This window comes from Pseudoalteromonas sp. PB2-1 (genome assembly GCF_045040605.1).
GTDB classification, from domain to species: domain Bacteria; phylum Pseudomonadota; class Gammaproteobacteria; order Enterobacterales; family Alteromonadaceae; genus Pseudoalteromonas; species Pseudoalteromonas arabiensis.
In genome coordinates this window covers 1719117-1741999 of sequence record NZ_CP090667.1, presented here as the reverse complement: position 1 = coordinate 1741999, position 22883 = coordinate 1719117, and the positions used below count along the sequence as shown (strand labels likewise).

The following is a 22883-nucleotide window of genomic DNA, read 5'->3' as shown; positions in this document are numbered from 1 at the left end:
GAAAATTGAAGGTGACGCCCATGCGTCACCTTTTGGTTACCTGTTTTTACTCAGCTTAGTGAGGTCCAAACGCAATACCTTAGAACGGCGTTCATGGTTATAAAGCGCTTTTTTCTTTGCCGGCAACTCATCAACTGTCACTATTTCAAAGCTTTGCTCTAAAAACCAGTGAATACTCCGTGTAGTCAGTGCAAATAAATGCGAGTAACCCGCACGCTTGGCTTTATTAATAATAAACCTCAGTAGATAACTGCCGCGATCGGCATCTCGGTACTGAGGGTGAACAGCCAAACTCGCAAACTCCCCTACCTGTTCATCAGCAAACGGATACAAAGCTGCACAGGCAATGATAAGTCCATCACGTTCAATAACTGTAAATTGTTCAATTTCGATTTCTAGCTGTTCACGTGAACGACGCACTAAATAGCCTTGCTGCTCAAGCGGTCTAATAAGGTTAATGATACCGGTTATATCAGAGATAGTTGCGCTACGAAGTTGCTCTGAGCTTTGTGGTGCGATTTGTGTACCAATACCATCTAAAGAGAACAATTCTTGTAATAACGCGCCATCTTCTTTGTAACTAACTAGGTGGCAGCGATGTACACCACCTCGGCAAGCATCAATTGCAGCTTGTAAGAAAACAGTCGCACTTACACACGAATCAGCTTGGTTGCGGTAATTAGCTAAAACACGTTCCGCTTCGTTTGGCATCAACTCAGCGATTGCTTCGCCATTTTCATCTAAAATACCGGCTTCTTGACAGAAACCGAGCATTTTATCGGCACGCAGTTTTAACGCTACTTGAGTAGCAATTTCTTCTGCGGTTAAATTAAAACTTTCACCGGTAACTGATGCCGCAATCGGCCCTAATAATACAATACCGTTATTATTTAACTGATGGCGAATACCCTCTACGTCAATGCGCCTTACTCTTCCTGAGTGATGATAATCAACCCCTTCATCCACACCTAGTGGCTGTGCGATGACAAAGTTACCGCTTACCACATTCAGAAAAGAGCCTGACATAGGTGTACTACTAAGAGACGTTGATAACCGTGCTGTAATATCAAATTGCATTGCACCCGCAACTTTTTTAATTACATCAAAGGTGGCGTTATCCGTTACGCGTATCTCATTGTGGAACTGACTAGTTATGCCAACTTGCTCAAGTGCTGCATTAAACTGTGGTCGTGCGCCAAACACTAAAACAATTTTAATACCTAGGCTGGTAAGTAATGCAACATCGTTGATAATGCTGCGACAACCAGGCTGATCTATTGCCTCTCCACCAAGCATTACGACAAAAGTTTTGCCTCTGTGGGCATTAACATAGGGTGTTGACTGACGAAATCCATCGACCAATTCAGTGGTACGCACGTAATATTTACCTTGTAAAATCGGATGTTTTTAATAAAAACGAATAAACAAGACATCAGTCTAAAGAATTTATATTCACAAATAAAGCATTATTATTCTTGTTTTATGAATAAATTTTGACATCGATTGGCCGCAATATATCAGATACAAAAAAGGCTCGCATAAGCGAGCCTTTTTAAGAGATTGAAACTGATTACCAGCCTGTTTTCTCTTTAAGTGCATTACCGATATCAGCTAATGAACGTACAGTTTTTACGCCCGCAGCTTCTAATGCAGCAAACTTCTCATCAGCAGTACCTTTACCGCCTGCAATGATTGCACCAGCGTGACCCATACGCTTACCTGGAGGTGCAGTAACACCCGCAATGTAAGAAACAACAGGTTTAGTCACGTTGTGCTTGATGTACTCAGCAGCTTCTTCTTCTGCAGTACCACCGATTTCACCGATCATAACGATTGCTTCAGTTTGCTCGTCTTTTTCGAACATTTCTAAAACGTCGATGAAGTTAGTGCCTGGGATTGGGTCACCACCGATACCAACACATGTTGATTGGCCGAAACCAGCGTCAGTAGTTTGTTTAACCGCTTCGTAAGTAAGTGTACCAGAACGTGATACGATACCTACTTTACCAGGCTTGTGGATATGACCAGGCATGATACCGATCTTCGTTTCACCAGGAGTGATAACACCTGGGCAGTTAGGACCGATCATACGAACACCAGTTTGGTCAAGCTTAACTTTAACGTCAACCATGTCTAGTGTTGGGATACCTTCAGTGATACAAACGATAAGCTCGATGCCTGCATCGATAGCTTCTAAAATAGCATCTTTACAGAAAGGAGCTGGTACGTAAATAACAGATGCAGTTGCACCTGTTGCTTCTACAGCGTCACGTACTGTGTTGAATACTGGAAGACCTAGGTGCGTTTGACCGCCTTTACCAGGGCTTACACCACCAACCATTTGTGTACCATACTCAAGCGCTTGCTCTGAGTGGAAAGTACCTTGGCCACCTGTGAAACCTTGACAGATAACTTTTGTATCTTTATTGATTAATACAGACATTATTTGCCCTCCGCAGCAGCAACAACTTTTTCAGCTGCGTCTGTTAGTGACTCAGCAGCGATGATGTTAAGGTCAGAACTTGCAAGAACTTCACGACCTAGTTCAGCGTTAGTACCTTCTAAACGTACTACTACAGGAACATTTACACCTACTTCTTTAACTGCGCCAATGATACCTTCTGCGATCATGTCACAACGTACGATGCCACCAAAGATGTTAACTAAAACAGCTTTAACGTTGTCGTCAGATAGGATGATCTTGAATGCTTCAGATACACGCTCTTTAGTCGCACCGCCACCAACATCTAGGAAGTTAGCTGGCTTACCACCGTGTAGGTTTACGATGTCCATAGTACCCATTGCTAGGCCTGCACCATTAACCATACAACCAACGTTACCATCTAGTGCAACGTAGTTAAGCTCGAAGCTTGCAGCGTGAGCTTCACGTGCATCTTCTTGTGAAGGATCGTGCATTTCGCGGATTTTAGGTTGACGGTAAAGCGCGTTACCATCTACACCGATTTTACCGTCTAGACAGTGAAGGTTACCTTCGTCTGTGATTACTAGCGGGTTGATTTCTAAAAGAGCGAAATCGAAATCGTTGAACATGTTAGCAAGACCCATGAAGATCTTAACGAACTGTTTCATTTGAGTTGGGTTTAAACCAAGTTTGAAACCTAATTCACGAGCTTGATAAGCTTGAGGACCAACTAGTGGATCGATCTCAGCTTTGTGAATTAATTCTGGCGTTTCTTCTGCAACTTGCTCGATTTCCACACCACCTTCAGTAGATGCCATGAAAACAACTTTACGAGAAGCACGATCTACTACAGCGCCAAGGTATAATTCGTTAGCGATGTCAGTGCAGCTTTCTACAAGGATTTTAGCTACTGGCTGACCATTTTCGTCTGTTTGGTAAGTAACTAAGTTTTTACCTAACCAGTTCGCAGCGAACTCTTTCACTTCGTCGATTGTTTTAACTAGCTTAACACCGCCAGCTTTACCACGGCCACCTGCGTGAACCTGTGTTTTAACAACCCACATATCACCGCCAATTTTCTCAGCAGCTGCTGCAGCTTCTTCAGGTGTATCGCAAGCGTAACCGTGAGAAACTGGTAAACCATATTCGGCAAAAAGTTGTTTTGCCTGATACTCATGCAAATTCATGATGCTTTATCCAATTTTTTATACTAAAAGAGCTGAATATTTATGCAAATAAACAGCTATCCCAAATTGCGCACCTAGTATAAATCCCAAGGCTCGACATGAAAACCCCAGTTAGACCAAAGGCGCAAAAAAAAAGCTGCGAACATGGTTCACAGCTTAGTTTTTATACAACTAGATTAAACATCTAGTAATAATCGAGTTGGATCTTCTAGTAACTCTTTAATTGTCACTAAGAAGCCTACAGATTCTTTACCATCAATTTGGCGGTGATCATAAGATAACGCTAAATACATCATTGGTAAGATTTCAACTTTACCGTTAACAGCCATAGGACGATCTTGGATTTTGTGCATACCTAAGATTGAAGACTGTGGTAAGTTGATGATTGGTGTAGATAGCAATGAACCGAATACACCACCGTTAGTGATAGTGAAGTTACCACCAGTCATATCATCTAAAGATAATTTACCATCACGACCTTTAAGTGCTAACTCGCGAATACCCTTCTCGATTTCAGCAACTGATAGCTTGTCACAGTCTTTAAGAACTGGCGTAACAAGACCACGTGGTGTAGAAACTGCGATGCTGATATCGAAGTAGTTGTGATAAACGATATCATCACCGTCGATAGATGCATTAACTTCAGGGAAACGCTTAAGTGCTTCAGTCACTGCTTTCACGTAGAAAGACATGAAACCTAAACGGATACCGTGGCGCTTTTCGAATACTTCTTGGTACTGCTTACGAAGGTCCATGATTGGCTTCATGTTCACTTCGTTAAATGTAGTTAACATCGCAGTTGAGTTTTTAGCTTCAAGTAGACGATTAGCAATTGTTTTGCGTAAACGTGTCATAGGCACACGTTTTTGTGTACGGTCACCCATAGGCGCAGCTGGTGCAGAAGCTTCAGCTTTTGGTGCAGCAGCAGGTGCTTTTAAGAATTTATCAACATCTTCTTTAGTTACACGGCCATTTTTGCCAGTGCCTTTGATTTTAGATGCATCAAGACCTTTCTCAGCGATTAAACGACGTACTGACGGTGTTAATACGTCAGAGCTGTCATTTGAGTCGCTAGAAGCGGCTGGCGCTTCTTCTTTAGCAGCAGATTTAGCTGGCGCAGCACCGGCTTTAACAGTACCGATTACTTGCTCACCTAGCACGGTTTCACCTTCTGCGTGAATGTGCTCACCCATGATACCGTCATCTTGGGCAACAACTTCAAGAACAACTTTATCAGTTTCGATGTCAACTAAGTTTTGGTCGCGAGTTACCGCTTCGCCTGGTTGTACATGCCATGTAGCAATTGTCGCGTCTGCGACTGATTCTGGAAGTACAGGTACTTTAATGTCCACTTCTTTACCTTCTGATGCTGGTGCTGATTGCGCCGCAGCCGGCGCGTCTTCTTCTGATTTAGCTGGTGCTGATTCTTTAGCAGTGTCATCACTTGCTGGTGCTTCATCAGCATCACCAAGTAAAGCAATTACTTGCTCGCCAAGAACAGTTGCACCTTCTTCTTGTGAAATTTCAGTAATTACACCATCATTTGGTGCAACAACTTCTAAAACAACTTTGTCTGTTTCAATATCTACCAAATTCTGGTCACGGCTTACTTTATCGCCAACACTTACGTGCCAGGTCGCTACGGTAGCATCAGCAACCGACTCAGGAAGTACAGGAACTTTAATTTCTGTGCTCATTGCTTATCCTTTCTTTTCAATAGTAAGCGCATCTGCAACGAGCGCTTGTTGTTCTTTTGTATGCACTGACATGTAACCACATGCAGGCGATGCCGAAGCTTTACGACCAGCGTAAGTCAATTTAGCGCCTTGTGGGATTGCATCAACAAAATGGTGTTGTGAACAATACCACGCACCTTGGTTTTGCGGCTCTTCTTGGCACCACACAAAGTCTTTAACATGCTGGTAACGCTGCATAATTGTATCCATCTCATCATGAGGGAATGGATATAGCTGCTCAACGCGAACAATAGCAATGTTATCTAATTCTTGCTTACGACGCTCTTGTAGTAGCTCGTAATAAACTTTACCACTACAAAATACAACGCGTTCCACTTTATCAGCTGCAATATCATCGATCTCATCGATCATATTGTGGAACACACCTTCAGATAACTCTTCCAGTGTTGATGTTGCCAGCGGGTGACGAAGTAACGACTTAGGTGTCATAACAATCAATGGACGACGAAGTGGACGTACCGATTGACGACGCAGCATTGCATATACTTGCGCAGGTGTTGAAGGTACACACACTTGCATATTGTGATCAGCACACAATTGCAAGAAACGTTCAAGACGTGCTGAACTATGCTCAGGACCTTGCCCTTCATAACCATGAGGAAGTAAACATGTAAGGCCACATAAACGGCCCCATTTTTGCTCACCTGAGCTTAAGAATTGGTCAAATACAACTTGTGCGCCGTTAGCAAAGTCACCAAACTGTGCTTCCCACATAACAAGTGATGTAGGCTCAGCGGTTGCATAACCGTATTCAAATGCAAGAACTGCTTCTTCAGATAATACAGAATCGTATACTTCAAATGCACCTTGATTCTCACTGATGTTTTGCAGTGGTAAGTAGGTAGATGCATCTTGTTGATTATGAACAACAGCATGACGATGGAAGAACGTACCACGACCAGAGTCTTGGCCAGTTAAACGAATGTCAGTGCCCGCATCAACAAGGGTTGCGTAAGCAAGTGTTTCTGCCATACCCCAATCAAGTGGTTTTTCACCGGCTGCCATTTGCTTGCGATCGTCGTAGATTTTCTTAACACGTGATTGCGCTTTGTGGCCTTCAGGGTAGCTAGCAACGATATTACCAAGCTCTTTAAGCTTTTCTACTGAGACTTTTGCGTCATACTCTACATTCCAATCGTGACCAACAAATTTTGCCCAATCAGAAGAGTGTGACGTTTCTGGTTGAATTTCTTCAACAACACAGTTACCACCGTCAAGGCCATTACGGTATTCATCAGCAAGTGCTTTTATTTCTTCTTCTGAGAATGAACCTTCAGACACAAGTTGGTCTGCATAGATAAGACGCGGTACTGGGTGCTTTTTGATTTTTTGGTACATAAGAGGCTGAGTCGCATTTGGCTCATCCGCTTCGTTATGGCCATGGCGGCGATAACATACTAAATCAATCACTACATCACGTTTAAATTGATTTCTGAAATCAAGGGCGATTTGTGTAACAAATGCAACTGCTTCAGGATCGTCAGAGTTAACGTGGAAAATTGGTGCCTGAACCATTTTCGCAATATCAGTACAGTATGGCGTAGAACGTACATCCGACTGTTTTGATGTTGTAAAACCAACTTGGTTATTAACAACAATGCGGATACTACCACCACAACTAAATGCATTAGTTTGCGATAAGTTAAATGTTTCTTGTACAACACCTTGACCTGCAATCGCAGAGTCACCGTGAATAGTGATTGGTAATGCTTTAATCCCTGACTTGTCACCTAGGCGGTCTAAACGCGCACGAACCGAGCCCATAACTACTGGGTTTACGATTTCAAGGTGAGATGGGTTAAACGCAAGTGCCATATGCACATTGCCACCCTTAGTTGCAAAGTCAGATGAGTAACCCATGTGATACTTAACATCACCTGAGCTTAATGTGTCTTTGTGTTTTCCAGCAAACTCATCAAATAGATCAGAAGGGTTTTTACCTAATACGTTTACTAGTACGTTCAAACGACCGCGGTGAGCCATACCAATAACGGCTTCTTTTTGCCCGCTTTCGCCTGCACGATGAATTAGCTCTTTAAGCATAGGTACTAATGCATCACCACCTTCAAGTGAGAAACGTTTAGCACCAGGGAATTTTGCGCCTAAATACTTTTCAAGACCATCAGCAGCTGTTAAACCTTTAAGGATACGCAGCTTTTCATCTTTTGAAAAAGTAGGACGTGATTGCACTGATTCCAAACGCTGTTGTAACCAACGTTTTTCTTCAGTTGAAGTGATGTGCATGTACTCAGCACCAACTGACCCACAATAGGTCGTTTTTAGTGCTTGGTATAACTCACCAAGAGGCATGGTTTCGCGACCTACGGCAAACGAACCCACATTGAATTCACGGTCAAAATCAGCTTCTGATAAATCGTGATATTCCAATTCAAGATCACGAACACGTTCGCGTTGCCAAATACCTAATGGATCTAGGTTGGCATTTTGGTGACCACGGAAACGGAAAGCATTAATAAGTTGTAGCACTTTGACCTGTTTAGGATCGCCAGAGCCACCCTCTGCTACCACTACCTCTCTATGCTTGTTTTTAGCAAGCTGTGCAAATTGTGCACGAACTTCTGAATGTTTAACGTCAACATCCACACCATCAACTTTTGGTAATTGTTCGAACACTTCTCGCCATTCTTCTGGCACAGAAGTCGCATCATCTAAGTACGCTTCATAAAGCTCTTCTACGTAAGCAACGTTACCGCCGTTTAAGTGAGAAGATTCTAGCCATGCCTTCATCACACCTTCGTGCATTTATAAGCCCTTTTCTTTAGCGCAGAAATTAATTGTTATAAAAACAAGGTGGTTAATAAATTAACCACCTTACATATTCAATATCCTTAAACCGAGCGGTTTAAAAGCATTGATTTGATTTGTCCAATCGCTTTGGTCGGATTAAGACCTTTTGGACACACGCTAACACAGTTCATGATACTGTGACAACGGAACACGCTGAACGCATCGTCAAGGTCTGCTAAACGCTCTTCAGTTGCTGTATCGCGGCTATCTGCCAAGAAACGATACGCATGAAGAAGGCCAGCAGGACCAATGAACTTGTCTGGATTCCACCAGAACGAAGGACACGATGTTGAACAACATGCACATAAAATACACTCATACAAGCCATCTAACTTATCACGTTCTTCAATTGATTGAAGACGTTCACCCGCCGCAGGCGTGTCATTAATTAGATAAGGTTTTACCTTTTCGTATTGAGTGTAGAACTGACTCATGTCAATAACAAGGTCACGTACCACTGGTAAACCTGGTAAAGGACGAATTACGATTTTACCTTTGCCACCTTTTAGCAGCGTTGATAAAGGTGTAATACACGCTAAACCGTTTTTACCATTCATGTTGATACCGTCTGAACCACACACACCTTCACGGCATGAACGACGGAATGATAATGTTGGATCTTGCTCTTTTAATTGCATAAGCGCATCCAATACCATCATATCTTGGCCTTCTTGCGTTTCTAGCGAGAAGTCTTGCATACGTGGTGCATTATCAACATCTGGATTGTAACGATAAACCGAAAATTGTACTTGTGCCATCGTCTCGCTCCTAGTATGTACGTGCTTTAGGTGGGAAAGCTTCACGCAGTTTCGGCGCGTAGTTAACTTCACGTTTCGTCATTTCATCTGTAACTGGGTTAAAGATTGAGTGACATAACCAGTTTTCATCATCACGATCTGGGTAGTCAAAACGAGAGTGTGCACCACGGCTTTCTGTACGGAAGTTTGCAGCTACTGCAGTTGAATAAGCTGTTTCCATCAAGTTATCTAGCTCTAAACATTCGATACGTGCAGTATTGAACTCTGTTGACTTGTCGTCAAGACGCGCATACTGAAGACGTTCACGAATTTCTTTAAGCTCTTTAAGACCTGTTGCCATTGCCTCACCTTCACGGAATACCGAGAAGTTAAGTTGCATACACATTTGTAGATCTTTCTTGATTTGTACTGGGTCTTCACCTTGGCCAGCTTTAGAGTTTTCCCAACGGTTAAAGCGTGCAAGTGATGCTTCAAGGTCTGATTCAGACGCATCTTTACCTGCTTCAACACCGTTAAGGTATGTGCCTAAGAAGTTACCAGCTGCGCGGCCGAATACAACTAAGTCAAGTAGCGAGTTACCACCTAGGCGGTTAGCACCGTGTACAGATACACATGCAATCTCACCTACAGCGAATAAACCTTCAACTACTTTCTCTTGGCCGTTTGCATCAATTTGTAATGCTTGACCATTTACGTTAGTTGGAACACCACCCATCATGTAGTGACATGTTGGGATAACTGGAATTGGTTCTTTGGCTGGATCAACGTGTGCGAACGTTTTCGCAAGGTCACATACGCCCGGAAGACGTAAGTTAAGTGTTTCTTCACCTAAGTGGTCAAGCTTAAGCTTGATGTGTGGACCGTAAGGACCATCACAACCACGACCTTCACGGATCTCAGTCATCATTGAACGAGCAACAACGTCACGAGACGCTAAGTCTTTCGCATTTGGCGCGTAACGTTCCATGAAGCGTTCGCCGTCTTTATTTAGAAGGTAACCACCTTCACCACGACAACCTTCAGTTACAAGTACACCAGCGCCGGCGATACCTGTTGGGTGGAACTGCCACATTTCCATATCTTGCATTGCAACACCAGCGCGTGTAGCCATACCAACACCGTCACCAGTGTTGATGTGAGCATTCGTTGTCGATGCGTAGATACGGCCTGCACCACCTGTTGCTAATACAACAGCTTTAGATTTAAAGTAAACAACTTCGCCAGACTCGATGTCGATTGCAGTACAACCAACAACGTGACCGTCACTGTTCTTAACTAAATCTAGTGCATACCACTCAGAAAATACGTTAGTTTTGTTTTTAACGTTTTGTTGGTAAAGACAGTGTAATAACGCGTGACCAGTACGGTCAGCTGCTGCTGCAGTACGTGCAGCCTGTTCACCACCAAAGTTTTTCGACTGACCGCCGAAAGGACGTTGGTAAACACGGCCATTTTCAAAACGAGAAAATGGTAAACCCATGTTTTCTAATTCAGTAATAGCTTCTGGGCCTGTTTTACACATATATTCGATAGCGTCTTGGTCACCGATAAAATCGGAACCTTTAACCGTATCGTACATGTGCCATTCCCAGTTATCTTCATGCGAGTTACCCAAAGCTACCGTAATACCACCCTGTGCAGACACAGTGTGAGAACGTGTAGGGAAAACTTTTGAGATAAGTGCACAGGTTTTGCCTGATTCAGTGATAGCTAGTGCTGCGCGCATACCCGCACCACCTGCACCAATCACTACAGCGTCAAATTCACGAACAGAATAATTCACTTAAACACCCCATAAAACGATTAGACCTATTGCTACGTAAGCAACAGCCATAAGGTTTAATACAAAGCCTAAAACAGCACGTAATTTAGCGCATTTAACATAGTCAGTAAGAACTTGCCAAAGGCCGATACGGGTGTGAACCATAATGCAAACTAGGGTAATTAAGGTGAACCCTTTCATTGCTAGGTTTGAAAAAAGGCCTTGCCAGGCTTCGAAAGTGACTTCAGGCGTGCATAAGAAGTAACCAATAATAAAAATAGCGTAAGCGCTAATTATTAAGGCTGTCGCACGAAGCGATACGTAATCTTGTACACCATCACGTTTAAGAGTTGCTTGATTTAAAACCATATCCACACTCCTGCTAGAATTGCAGCTACAACGCCTAAAGCTAATGCAACTTTAGCGCTGAAGTTTCCTGACTCAAGTTCTTCCCAGTGACCCATATCCATAATGATATGACGGATACCACCGATTAAGTGATACGCCAATACAGAAATAGTGCCCCATGCTATGAATTTGGCAATGAATCCGCTGAACAGACCCTTGACGAATTCAAAACCTTCTGCAGAAGAAAGAGACTCAGACCACGCCCAAATGACAAACGTTAAAGCAAAAAATAATGCAACACCGGTGACGCGGTGAAAAATTGATGCTTTAGCCGTTGCCGGCATAGATATAGTTGTTAGATCTAGATTTACAGGTCTTTGCTTTTTCACAGTTACTTGCCCATCTTGCCCACTAGGAGCTCATCTACTTGTTTTTCTAAAACCCATCAAAATGAATTTCGATGGAACTATCTAAGTAAACCGTGTTGATACACAAAAAGTTCACACTTATGCAAAACTCAAATGTAAAAATAAAGTTTACCTACAGACAATACGGTATAAAACCTTGGATAGTATATATAGCCAGAGGTCTTTTTACAATTCTTGTTTAGTAAGAGTCGTTTGCGAATTAGCCAATGGTATAATATTTAATCCTGACAGAATATTTATTATCCATTTGTGCATAATGTTTATAAAAATTGACTTTAACCCCCTCTTTCACGTTAAAATGAAAAGAATGTGCTTAAACAGATTCAGAACATAACAATCAGAGTTGTTATCTTAATAGGAGATAAATAGATGGCGGATAAGAAAGCCACGGTCCATATTGATGGTCTTGATCCAATCGAACTTCCAATTTACCAAGGCACTGCTGGCCAAGACGTAATTGACGTACGTACGTTAGGTTCTCACGGTCACTTTACTTACGATCCAGGTTTCATGTCGACCGGTTCTTGTGAATCTTCAATCACTTACATCGATGGCGGTAAAGGTGTTTTACTACATCGCGGCTACCCAATCGAACAACTTGCTGACGAGTCTAACTACGTTGAGCTATGCTACTTACTATTAAATGGTGAGTTACCAACGAAAGAACAGTACGAAGCATTTGCGCAAGAAATCACGCACAACACAATGCTAGATACTAAGATTGCTAACTTCTTCCAAGGCTTCCGCTTTGATGCTCACCCAATGGCGATGCTATGTGGTGTTGTAGGTGCGCTTTCATCTTTCTACCATGAAGACTTAGACATCACTGATGCAACACAACGTAAAACAAGTGCTATCAAGCTAGTTGCTAAGCTGCCAACAATCGCAGCAATGGCTTACAAATACAATGTAGGTCAGCCATTTGTTTACCCACGTAACGATTTAAGCTTTGCTGAAAACTTCTTACACATGATGTTTTCAGTACCTGCTGAAGAGTACAAAGTTAATCCAGTGCTTGCTAAAGCAATGGATAAAATCTTCATGCTTCACGCTGACCACGAGCAAAACGCGTCGACATCAACGGTACGTTTAGCGGGTTCTTCAGGTGCTAACCCTTACGCGTGTATCGCTGCCGGTATCGCATCTTTATGGGGCCCTGCGCACGGTGGTGCTAACGAAGCATGTCTTAACATGTTAGAAGAAATTGGCTCTGTTGACCGTATCGACGAATATGTTGCTAAAGCAAAAGATAAGTCAGATCCTTTCCGTCTTATGGGCTTTGGTCACCGCGTATACAAAAACTTCGACCCACGTGCCACAGTAATGCGTCAAACATGTCACGAAGTACTTGCTGAGCTTAACATTCAAGATCCACTTCTTGATATCGCAATGAAGCTTGAGCAAATTGCGCTAGAAGACCCATACTTTGTTGAGAAGAAACTTTACCCTAACGTAGATTTCTACTCAGGTATCATCTTAAAAGCAATCGGTATTCCAACAAGCATGTTCACTGTCATCTTTGCAATGTCACGTACTGTTGGTTGGATCTCTCACTGGGATGAGATGCTTTCTCAACCTGGTCACAAGATCAGCCGCCCTCGCCAGCTTTATACTGGTGAAACAAAGCGCGACTACGTATCAACGGACAAGCGTTAATTTTTGCTTAAATGCTTAAAAAAGGCCGCACAGCGGCCTTTTTTATTGCCCTAGACTTGTCTATTTATACAAAATAATTAAAATCGTCGCATTCTCGTTGTAAAAGGGCTTCCATGTTTGATATTGCAAAAATACGTGCTGATTTTCCTCTGCTTAAACAACAAATTAATGGGCAGCCATTAGTCTACTTAGATTCAGCAGCCACATCACACAAGCCGCAAGCTGTCATTGACGCTCTCACGCACTTTTACAGTGCTGAAAACGCCAACGTACATCGTGGTCGTCATACTCTTAGTGACAACGCAACTCGTAAGTATGAACAAGCCCGTAAAAGCCTTGCCAACTATTTTCAGGTAGAAAGTAATGAGCTAGTCTGGACGAAAGGGGCGACTGAGTCGATTAATTTAATTGCGAACGGCTTAACATCTAAACTTAAAGCGGGTGATAAAGTCGCTATTTCAGCTATTGAACATCATGCGAATATTGTGCCTTGGCAACAACTTGTGAAGCGCATTGGCGCTGAATTAATTGTTTTACCAATTACGAGTGATTTGGTCATTGACGCTCAACAGTGCGCAGAGTTTATCGAACAACATAAGCCTAAAGTCGTTGCTATCACACATGCATCAAACACGCTGGGAAATATCACAGACTTAGCCCCTATCATCCAAGCGTGTAAAGATTTTAATACTATTTCAGTCATCGATGGTGCACAGGCTGCAATGCACTTACGCCCCAACTTACGAGAAATTGATTGTGATTTTTATGTGTTTTCCGCACATAAAATGCTTGGCCCAACAGGCTTAGGTGGCTTATACGGCCGCTTTGAATTGTTAAATTCACTTGATGCTTACCAAACAGGTGGCGAAATGATTGAAACAGTGAGCTTAACACAAAGCACTTTTCGAGAGGCACCAGGAAAATTTGAAGCAGGAACCCCAAATATTGCGGGTGTCATAGCCTTTACTGAGGCGATTGAATATTTAACCTCGTTAAACTTTCAGCAGATGCGTCAACATGAGCATACAGTTTTCAGTTATGCGATAAAACAATTATCAGCAATTGATGGTATTACCATTTACTCTCAACATCACAATAACATTGGTAACATCAGCTTTAATTACAAAAACGAGCACCCTTTCGATTTAGCGACTTTGTTAGATGGTTTTGGTGTTGCTGTACGAAGTGGTCATCACTGTACCCAACCGATTATGAGCCAATTATCAATTTCGGGGACTGTTAGAGCCAGCTTCGCTTTATACAATACTAAAGAGGATGTTGATGCACTTATCACCGCCCTTAAAAATAGTATTGAATTATTAGATTAAACTTGGATTAAACATGAATTCACCTTTTCAAGCCGTAACAAAAGACATTGAAAATGCAGCAGGCTGGCAACAAAAGTACCGCCAAATAATGCTATTAGGTAAACAGCTACCCGTTATGCCTGAAGCGCTGAAGGTAGACGATGCATTAGTTAAAGGCTGTGAAAGTAAAGTTTGGTTATATATTGACTTTGATCACACGGAGAATAGCCTCGTGTTGGCTGGAGATTCCGATACTCGAATTGTTAAAGGGTTACTGGCATTAATTTTAGCCTTATACAATGGTCTAACGCCGCAGCAAGCAACTCAAATAAATGCATATGATGAATTTGAACGACTTGGTCTAATTAGCCATTTAAGTCCTTCTCGTGGTAATGGCATCAAAGCCATGGTCGATAAAATTCAAGCCATGGCTGAGCAAAAGCGCTAAAAAACGTTATTTTAAACTACGCTGTTTCTTATCTAGGTATTTTCTAATCGCTTTGGCTGCAACAAAAAAGCCAAAGCTGCCTGTAACCATGGTTGCAGACCCAAAACCATTATTACAGTCCATGTTCATCGAGCCATCTGCGCCTTGTTTTGCTTGGCAAACGTCACCTTCTGAGGTTGGATAGACAAGCTGCTCGGTCGAATAAACGCAATCGACATTAAACTTACGCTTGGGATTGCTACTAAAGTTGTACTGCTTTCGCAAGATATAACGAACTTTTGCAAGAAGTGGATCATGCGTTGTCTTAGCAACATCACCAAAATTGATTTGACTAGGGTCAGTTTGCCCGCCCGCTCCACCGGTTGTGATAACGGGTAATTTTATACGTTTACAATGGGCAATTAGCGCCGCTTTTTCTTTCACTGCATCAATACAATCAATCACATAATCAAAACCTTGAATATGCTCACGAATATTATCTAGCGTTATAAAGTCATCAATCACATTAATTTTAATATCTGGGTTAATCAGCTCACAACGTGTTTTCATTGCTTCGACTTTTGCTTCACCTACGGTGCCAGTCAAAGCATGAATTTGACGATTAACATTGGTTGCGCATATATCATCTAGGTCTATCAATGTCAGTTGACCAACCCCTGTACGTGCTAACGCCTCAGCAGCCCAACTGCCTACGCCACCAATACCGATGACACAAAAATGTGCTTGTTGCAGCCAATCAAATTGTTGATGACCATATAAACGCTTAATACCACCAAAGCGAATGTCTTGTGTTGTTTCTTTCATTTACCAATCCAACGTCCAAGGAGTCTGCCACTCTTTGAATTCGTCTGCGTTAAAAACTTCATTGAGATGTGCGCCTGTTGTATGCGCATATCGATATTCTTTAAGCTGCCCTTTATAACTAAATTGCAATGCATAGGCATGCAAATTAGTTCGCTCGTCCAAGCTTCCAGCGTAAGTGGCATCACCGAGTATAGGGGCACCAATACTTTTCATTGCCACTCTTAATTGATGTGTCTTACCAGAAAATGGTTTTAATAAATATGCACGCAAACCTGGACGAATACTTTTAGAGTAAAAGCGAGTAACCGCTGGGTTTTCTTGGCTTTTTAGTAACTTAAATGCACCTCGACGACTTTTTTGCATATCGCCTTTAATCCAGCCTTGCTTTTTTTTAGGCTTAGTATCGCTAACGGCTATATAAAACTTATTAACCAGATGCGCTGTGAAAAGCGTTGTAAACTCCGCTGCGGTCTGCTTGTTTCTAGCTAAAATAATTAACCCTGAAGTCACTTTATCTAGGCGATGAACAGGAAATAACTTTTCGTTCACTAGTTGCTCTGCAAGCACGACAAAGCCGGCACATTCTTCACTGTGAAAGCTAACACCTGCGGGTTTGTAAAAAACAAAAAAGTCATCTTCACGTGCATGAAGATGAACCCTATTCATTTCAGTCATTGTTACTAGTTGCTCAAAGCGGCTATGACACGCGTAAGATCTTCAGGTGTATCCACACCGGCTTGAGGCTCACACACAGCTCCTGCAATTTTAATTTTATAACCATGATATAAAACACGTAATTGCTCAAGTGACTCAAGTTGTTCTAAACGCGATTCAGGTAGCGCAATATATTGTTGAATAAAGCCTGCGCGATAAGCGTAAATACCAATATGACGCGCATAGTCAGCAAGATTTAGTTTGCTATTATCACCGTTCATCATTGCGTCACGATGGTAAGGAATGGGCGAACGCGAAAAATACAGGGCATTTTGTTCTGTATCACTGACAACTTTGACACAATTGGGATTGAAAATGTCATCTGTATCAGTCATGTTTGCACTTAACGTTGCCATGGGTGCATCTGACTCTGCCAGTAATTTTGCCACTTGAGTTACGTTTTCACTGGCAAGTAATGGCTCATCACCTTGTACATTAACAACAATAGTGTCGCTTGTAAGATTGAGCTTTTCAACTACTTCGGCAAGACGTTCTGTACCCGACTGATGATCTTCTCGTGTCATCAACACATTATCAGTGAAGTCTTTTACAACATCAAACACGGCTTGATGATCGGTAGCAATATACACTGCACTGGCACCCGATGCAGCCGCTTTTTCATAAACATGCTGAATCATAGGTTTACCACATATATCCGCTAAAGGTTTACCGGGTAAACGGCTAGACGCGTAACGTGCAGGGATGACTACTACGAATTCCACTTATCAACCTCTTCTTGGCTTAGTTCACGCGCTTCGTTTTCAAGAAGTACGGGAATATCATCTTTAATCGGATAAGCTAATTTCGCAGCTGTACTAATAAGCTCTTGATTTTCTTTATCAAGGCGCAACTTACCCTTACACACTGGGCAAGCAATAATTTCAAGTAATTTTGTATCAAAGGCCATGGAGGATCCCTTTTTGTTTTAATAATGAATTTAATTTTTCAATAACAGCGGCTGTTGGCCTAGCGTCTACGGGTAAATAATACCAATTTGACTTAGCAAAACTAAAGCATTTTACGGCGTCTTTTTCAGTCATAAACACGGGCTCATTCTCAAATGCTAAAAAGTCAGTTGCTTGATAATTATAATGATCCCGAAAATGATGTGTCGATAATAAATTTATACCTTGTTTTTCAAGGCTCAACTCAAAGCGTACCGGGTTGCCAATGGCGCTGACCGCGTGTCCGTTTGTTGGCGTTTCTGCGACGTGTTCAGACGACGATACTAATCTAAATTGACTTGCATTCAAATCATAACTGTAGGCTGTTTCGCCACCATTCTCGACAACTAAATCAACTGACTTTAAGCGTGCTTTCGTTTCTCGAAGTGGGCCTGCCGGCATTAAAAGTCCATTACCAAATTGACGTTCACTATCTACAATACAGCACTCTATATCACGCGCCATTTTATAATGTTGCATACCGTCATCTGAAATAATGATATCGATGTCGTGGCTTTGTAACTGCTCGATACTTGCTTGGCGATCGGGGCCAACCATCACAACACAGCCTAAACGACGTTTAATAAGAACCGGTTCATCACCCGCTTCACTTGTGGCTGTATCGTCAGTGACTAAAAGCGGATAACTTGCTGACTTACCACCATAACCGCGACTGATCACTGCGACCTTCAGTCCCTGTTGTTGCAAATACTGCGCTAACCAAATAACAAACGGCGTTTTACCATTACCACCCACACTAATGTTACCAACAACAATTACTGGCACATGGGCTTTAAACGCTTTGAGTATATTAATTTTATACAGGTATTTTCGCAGCGTTGAAATCAACCAAAAAATAACACTTAGCGGCAAGAGTAAAACAGTTAATAGGCTTGGTTTTTTATACCAGCTTTTTTCAATGACACTCACTACTGCTCACCAAATTGCATTTTACATAAGGCCGAATAAGTACCGTCTTTACTTAAAAGCTCAGAATGCGTGCCTTTTTCGATAACCTGACCATGATCAATTACATAAATACAATCACTGTTTTCTATAGTCGATAAGCGGTGTGCAATCACTATCGATGTTTTCTGTTTCATCAAAGTATCAAGTGCTTGTTGAATTAGTTTTTCGGATTCAGTATCCAGTGCAGATGTAGCCTCATCAAGAATGAGAATAGGCGCATCTTTTAAAATAGCACGTGCAATGGCAATACGTTGACGCTGCCCCCCTGATAGCATCACACCGTTTTCACCAACCATGGTGTTTAAACCTTCTGGTAAATCCTTAACGAACTCCCAAACATGCGCTTGTTTAGCAACGGCCATTAGTTCATCATCTGATAAAACACGATCTAAACCATAACAAATATTATTAGCAATTGTGTCATTGAACAGAACAACCTGTTGCGACACTAAAGCAAACTGTTTACGCAAATCAGTTAGCTTATAATCAGATAAGGGCACCCCATCTAATAATATTTTACTCTCTCCTTCGAGCTCATAATAACGGGGTAAGAGGTTCGAAATTGTTGACTTTCCTGAGCCTGAGCGCCCTACTAATGCAATACTTTCCCCTGCTTTAATTTCGAGTGATAAGTTTTTTAAAACAGGTTCATCTTTTGTAGGATAACGGAAGGTTACGTTTTGAACATCAATGTGCCCAGTTACTTTATCGGCTTTATGCGTTCCTGTGTCTTTTTCTACTTCTTCATCAAGTACTAGAAAAATACTTTGCGCCGCAGAGATACCGCGTTGCAGGTCACTGTTGACATTAGACAACTGTTTTAATGGACGCAGTAGCATCATCATGGATGAAATTAGTAATACGAAATCACCTGAACTAATAGTGTCAATCATCGAAGGCATAGACACGACCCATAAAATCACTGCCATCGCGCTCGCAGCGAGGATCTGAATAACAGAAACACTGAGTGCTTTAGTGGCATCCATTTTAATTCGTTGCTGACGGTTATGGTTATTGATTGCCGAGAATTGTGAAATCTCTTGCTTTTGACCACCAAAACCATGGATCACTTTGTGACCTGAAAGCATTTGTTCTGAGCTTCGTGTAACTTGCCCCATGGCTGATTGAATTTTTTTTGAAATTTTACGAAAACGTTTTGATACGAACGCAACAATCACTGCAACCAAGGGGATAATAACTAAGAATATTAGCGATAATTTCCAGCTGGTATAAAACATGTTGAATAGTAAAAAGACCACAAATGCCCCTTCTCTAACAACAATAAGTAATGCTTTCGTAATTGCTTGTTGAACTTGCTCAGTATCAAAGGTGATTTTTGAAATTAGATCACCGTTTGAATTTTTATCATGAAAAGAAACTGGCAAATGTAAGATATGCTCAAACAATTGCTGACGTAAGCTTCTAACAACTTGTGAGCCTACATAGCTTAAGCAATACGATGACATATAATTAAACATGCCACGACCTAGCACCAATGCAATAACCACGAAGGGTGCATAAGTTAGAACTTGCGTGTTACGGGCATTCAAACCTTCATCAATAAATGGTTTCATTAAATTGATAAACAATGCATCCATTGCTGAGTAACCAATCATGCCGACAATAGCAAAAAATGCAATAAGCTTATAATCACTCACATAACTAATTAAGCGCTTATAAATTTGGGATGTAGTTTGATCCATAACACTCTCTTATTCATAGACTTCGACTATTGTAGCCTTATGGGGGTAAAAACAAAACGTCAATCTTCTTCGAACCAATAACTTTGTGACTTACGCGCAAATTCTAGCTGGTAATCATTTTGATAAAAGGTGATTCGTATATGACCTAGGTTGGCCGTTGTAAATTGAGGTATATGGTGCTGCTGATAACGCTTTACAACCTCAGGATGAGGAAAATTCCACTGCCCTTGATAAGCAGCAGAGTGAATAACAATATCAGGTGCGACTCGCTCTATAAACTCAGAACTTGAAGACGTATTACTACCATGATGTGGACTTACCAACACAGTGCTTTGTATACGCGTGTTACTTTCAACTAATGCTTGCTCTACCAATTTAGAAATATCGCCAGTTAATAATACTTGATGGTTTTTATTCTCCACCATGACTACACAGGACTGATCATTCTTGTTGATCGACAATGTGGAATGATTGATAGTTCTAACGCTTAGATTTTCAATCTGAAAAAACACCTTTTCACAGGCCTGATCAAGGCCATTTGGATGGAATGTACTAAGCGTTTTACCAAAACCAGCAGCCTGCCAACTATCTAACCCTCCTGCATGATCATTATCTCGGTGGCTAACAACCGTTGCTATAACCTCAATATTATGACGTAAAATATAAGGGCGCAGTACTGAGTTTATATAATCAAACCGTCCAAAGTAGCGCGGCCCTAAATCGTAGATTAGTGCTTTTTGATTTGCACTAACCATAACCATGAGTCCATGACCAACATCAAACACATCTAACTTAAATTCACCTTTTGCTGTTAAATGCCAATCAATCAGTGCTAACGCTAATGGAACGAAAACCAGTCGCTTATAAGGTGAGAAAAGTAGGATTACTAAAATGATATAGCACAATAAGAGTAAATTAAAGCTGGGTAAATAAAAGTTTAGCCATCGCCAATCTGAAGGTATTGACGTTAGATATTGGTAGCCTTGATATAAAAATGCATCAAAGAATTGCCATAACAAGCTCAAATCGAACAACATTGATAAAAAGCTGTACGCGACTAATAATGGCATTAATATGATGCCGAGTAACGGCACAGCAATAAGGTTTATGACCAATCCAATGACGCTAATCCCTGCAAAATAATAAAGCGTGATCGGTAACAACCCTAAGAATAAAGCACATTGAATTATGACTAACTGAACCATTCCCCTTGCTAGCTTGAATTTTGGGTAAGAACGGTAGTTCAGTGTTAAAAAAATAATTATGACCGCAATAAAACTAAAGTAGAGTCCAGGATTTAATAAAGAAAAAGGATCAAAAAATAATAAAATGGTTAACGCATATAGAATGGCTCGCCAACGTAGAGGCTGCTTTGCAAAGCTATAAACTATTAAATAACAGGCCAGCATCAACAGTGCTCGTGTTGCAGAGACAATGAAACCACTGAGATAGACATAAAAAAATGCAAGCAATAGCCCAATAACTACAAATAGCTTATTAAGGTTATTCTGTTGACTATACTTTACAGAAAAAGTACCGAACAAAAACTTACTGGTATAAAAACCAATCGCGAATATTAGACCAATATGTAAACCTGAAATAGCCAGTAAGTGACTTAAACCAAGTTCTTTTAAATGCACTTTATCAGTGTCTTTAATTTTACTTCTGTCGCCGGTTAATAATGCATAATACAGCCACTGCATCCTCATCTTGTCTGTGATAGAAAATATAAAACCACGGTATGACTCACGCGTAGTGGATTTTTGCTGTGATGAGACTAACACGCTTTGACCTACAGAGCGGCCCTCATATAATACACGCTCAGACAATGCGAAGCGCTCTGCATCAAATACATCAAAGTTCTTTACACTCCTAAATGGCTTTAGCTTTAATTTGCTGGTTAATACATCCCCTACGTTAACTTCATTATCACTAATGATACTTAGCATAGCAAAAGGGGTCGCTTTGAAGTTTTTATCCAGGTTTGATAAATCAATAATCTTGGCTTTTACGTAAAACGGAGATTGGCTTGAGTGAATGGATACGATTTCAATTTTAGCATCAACGGTCTCATTTCTCTTCAAGTCCTTGTAAGGAAGACTATAAAAATAGTGGTCGTTAAGAAGTACAACCAAAATAGCGCAAATAAATCCTAACAAAACTGACGAAAAAGGCTTAAAATAAGCACCAGCTAAAACAATAGCAAAACTGAGTATATAAAACGCCGCAGTGTGCAAAGTATAAACGGTTATAAAACAACCGAATATAAATCCACTGCATAACCAAATAGATGTAAATGGTTGCTTTAAATGGCTAAAAAAACGATCCAACGGTTTTTACCCGATCATAACAAGGTAAGAGATCATAAATATTTAAGAATTTTTGGTCGTTTGTTGCATGATGCAAATTTATGGCATCTTAATCGACGCTCAGCCCGTGGGGCATTTGCAGTCGGTTTGTTTTTTGCCTTCATCCCCGTTCCTTTTCAAATGGTTTTAGCTGCCGCACTTGCTATCCCTTTACGCGTTAATTTACCCATCTCGGTTGCGACGGTTTGGATAACCAACCCGCTGACTATGCCACCTATTTTTTATTGCTCCTATATCGTTGGCACGATTGCACTTGCCCAACCACCACAACATTTTCAGTTTGAACCTAGCTGGCAATGGTTTTTAGACAGCCTGACAACAATTGGACCAGCATTCCTTGTTGGCTCACTCATCTGCGCCACAGCTGCAGCTATTATTGGTTATTTTGGAATCGATATGCTGTGGAAACGCTCTGTGCGTAAAGCTTGGCTACATCGACATAAATAAAGTACCCAAATAAACAACAGATGTATAGACAAAAAACCCAGCAAAAGCTGGG

General features: G+C 41.4%; 20 protein-coding genes. 4 read left to right on the top strand and 16 right to left on the bottom strand.

Annotation, left to right across the window (positions count from 1 at the left end; translation table 11 throughout):
• Positions 1–36: 36 nt before the first annotated feature.
• From argA to sdhC, 9 genes are all read right to left on the bottom strand, one after another.
• Entirely contained in the window at positions 37–1377 is a 1341-nt protein-coding gene (argA, locus tag L0Z67_RS08025; RefSeq protein ID WP_193988768.1) for an amino-acid N-acetyltransferase, read from the bottom strand.
• A 193-nt stretch (positions 1378–1570) separates the two neighbouring features.
• Positions 1571–2443: a succinate--CoA ligase subunit alpha gene (gene sucD, locus L0Z67_RS08020; RefSeq protein ID WP_062569011.1), complete on the bottom strand. Its 873-nt coding sequence runs from the start codon at positions 2441–2443 to the stop codon at positions 1571–1573.
• Complete coding sequence (gene sucC / locus L0Z67_RS08015) at positions 2443–3609, bottom strand: ADP-forming succinate--CoA ligase subunit beta (protein WP_062569010.1); 1167 nt, start codon at positions 3607–3609, stop codon at positions 2443–2445. Before sucC ends, sucD begins: the two co-directional genes overlap by 1 nt.
• 176 nt (positions 3610–3785) lie before the next feature.
• Positions 3786–5306: a 2-oxoglutarate dehydrogenase complex dihydrolipoyllysine-residue succinyltransferase gene (gene odhB, locus L0Z67_RS08010; RefSeq protein WP_237115197.1), complete on the bottom strand. Its 1521-nt coding sequence runs from the start codon at positions 5304–5306 to the stop codon at positions 3786–3788.
• A 3-nt stretch (positions 5307–5309) separates the two neighbouring features.
• Positions 5310–8129, bottom strand: a complete 2820-nt coding sequence (locus L0Z67_RS08005) for a 2-oxoglutarate dehydrogenase E1 component (protein ID WP_062569008.1) — start codon at positions 8127–8129, stop codon at positions 5310–5312.
• Positions 8130–8215: 86 nt separating this feature from the next.
• Entirely contained in the window at positions 8216–8932 is a 717-nt protein-coding gene (locus L0Z67_RS08000) for a succinate dehydrogenase iron-sulfur subunit (RefSeq protein ID WP_062569007.1), read from the bottom strand.
• 10 nt (positions 8933–8942) lie between these two features.
• Entirely contained in the window at positions 8943–10715 is a 1773-nt protein-coding gene (sdhA, locus tag L0Z67_RS07995) for a succinate dehydrogenase flavoprotein subunit (RefSeq protein ID WP_062569006.1), read from the bottom strand.
• Positions 10716–11063, bottom strand: coding sequence for a succinate dehydrogenase, hydrophobic membrane anchor protein (sdhD, locus tag L0Z67_RS07990; protein WP_062569005.1), 348 nt, complete (start codon positions 11061–11063; stop codon positions 10716–10718). It abuts the gene before it with no gap.
• Positions 11054–11431: a succinate dehydrogenase, cytochrome b556 subunit gene (gene sdhC / locus L0Z67_RS07985; protein ID WP_082401567.1), complete on the bottom strand. Its 378-nt coding sequence runs from the start codon at positions 11429–11431 to the stop codon at positions 11054–11056. Before sdhC ends, sdhD begins: the two co-directional genes overlap by 10 nt.
• Before the next feature lie 408 nt (positions 11432–11839).
• On the opposite strand from sdhC, the gene L0Z67_RS07980 reads away from it, so the two are divergent.
• The 3 genes from L0Z67_RS07980 (at position 11840) to L0Z67_RS07970 (ending at position 14881) form a co-directional block, all read left to right on the top strand.
• On the top strand, positions 11840–13126 hold the full coding sequence (locus tag L0Z67_RS07980) for a citrate synthase (protein ID WP_062569004.1): 1287 nt from the start codon (positions 11840–11842) through the stop codon (positions 13124–13126).
• Positions 13127–13239: 113 nt separating this feature from the next.
• Positions 13240–14454 (top strand): aminotransferase class V-fold PLP-dependent enzyme, encoded by a 1215-nt coding sequence (locus L0Z67_RS07975; protein ID WP_405128667.1) that lies wholly within the window; start codon positions 13240–13242, stop codon positions 14452–14454.
• 13 nt (positions 14455–14467) lie between these two features.
• Complete coding sequence (locus tag L0Z67_RS07970) at positions 14468–14881, top strand: SufE family protein (RefSeq protein ID WP_062569002.1); 414 nt, start codon at positions 14468–14470, stop codon at positions 14879–14881.
• 6 nt (positions 14882–14887) lie between these two features.
• On the opposite strand, the gene tcdA is transcribed toward L0Z67_RS07970, so the two are convergent.
• The 7 genes from tcdA to L0Z67_RS07935 are packed head-to-tail and all read right to left on the bottom strand — an operon-like array spanning position 14888 to position 22099.
• Positions 14888–15685: a tRNA cyclic N6-threonylcarbamoyladenosine(37) synthase TcdA gene (tcdA, locus tag L0Z67_RS07965; RefSeq protein ID WP_237115194.1), complete on the bottom strand. Its 798-nt coding sequence runs from the start codon at positions 15683–15685 to the stop codon at positions 14888–14890.
• A complete protein-coding gene (locus L0Z67_RS07960; protein ID WP_405128666.1) occupies positions 15686–16351 on the bottom strand; it encodes a TIGR01621 family pseudouridine synthase in 666 nt (221 codons plus the stop codon).
• 14 nt (positions 16352–16365) lie between these two features.
• On the bottom strand, positions 16366–17121 hold the full coding sequence (gene kdsB, locus L0Z67_RS07955) for a 3-deoxy-manno-octulosonate cytidylyltransferase (RefSeq protein WP_405128665.1): 756 nt from the start codon (positions 17119–17121) through the stop codon (positions 16366–16368).
• Positions 17109–17306 carry a Trm112 family protein gene (locus tag L0Z67_RS07950; protein ID WP_036968654.1) on the bottom strand — a complete coding sequence of 66 codons (198 nt, stop codon included), beginning with the start codon at positions 17304–17306 and terminating at the stop codon, positions 17109–17111. The genes kdsB and L0Z67_RS07950 overlap by 13 nt, the downstream gene beginning before the upstream one ends.
• On the bottom strand, positions 17296–18273 hold the full coding sequence (lpxK, locus tag L0Z67_RS07945) for a tetraacyldisaccharide 4'-kinase (protein WP_405128664.1): 978 nt from the start codon (positions 18271–18273) through the stop codon (positions 17296–17298). Before lpxK ends, L0Z67_RS07950 begins: the two co-directional genes overlap by 11 nt.
• Positions 18273–20015 carry a lipid A export permease/ATP-binding protein MsbA gene (gene msbA / locus L0Z67_RS07940; RefSeq protein ID WP_062568997.1) on the bottom strand — a complete coding sequence of 581 codons (1743 nt, stop codon included), beginning with the start codon at positions 20013–20015 and terminating at the stop codon, positions 18273–18275. Before msbA ends, lpxK begins: the two co-directional genes overlap by 1 nt.
• A 59-nt stretch (positions 20016–20074) precedes the next feature.
• Complete coding sequence (locus L0Z67_RS07935; RefSeq protein ID WP_405128663.1) at positions 20075–22099, bottom strand: DNA internalization-related competence protein ComEC/Rec2; 2025 nt, start codon at positions 22097–22099, stop codon at positions 20075–20077.
• A 225-nt stretch (positions 22100–22324) separates the two neighbouring features.
• On the opposite strand from L0Z67_RS07935, the gene L0Z67_RS07930 reads away from it, so the two are divergent.
• The gene (locus tag L0Z67_RS07930; protein WP_062568995.1) at positions 22325–22831 is read left to right on the top strand and encodes a DUF2062 domain-containing protein; all 507 of its coding nucleotides are present in this window, start codon (positions 22325–22327) and stop codon (positions 22829–22831) included.
• The last annotated feature ends 52 nt before the right edge of the window (positions 22832–22883 follow it).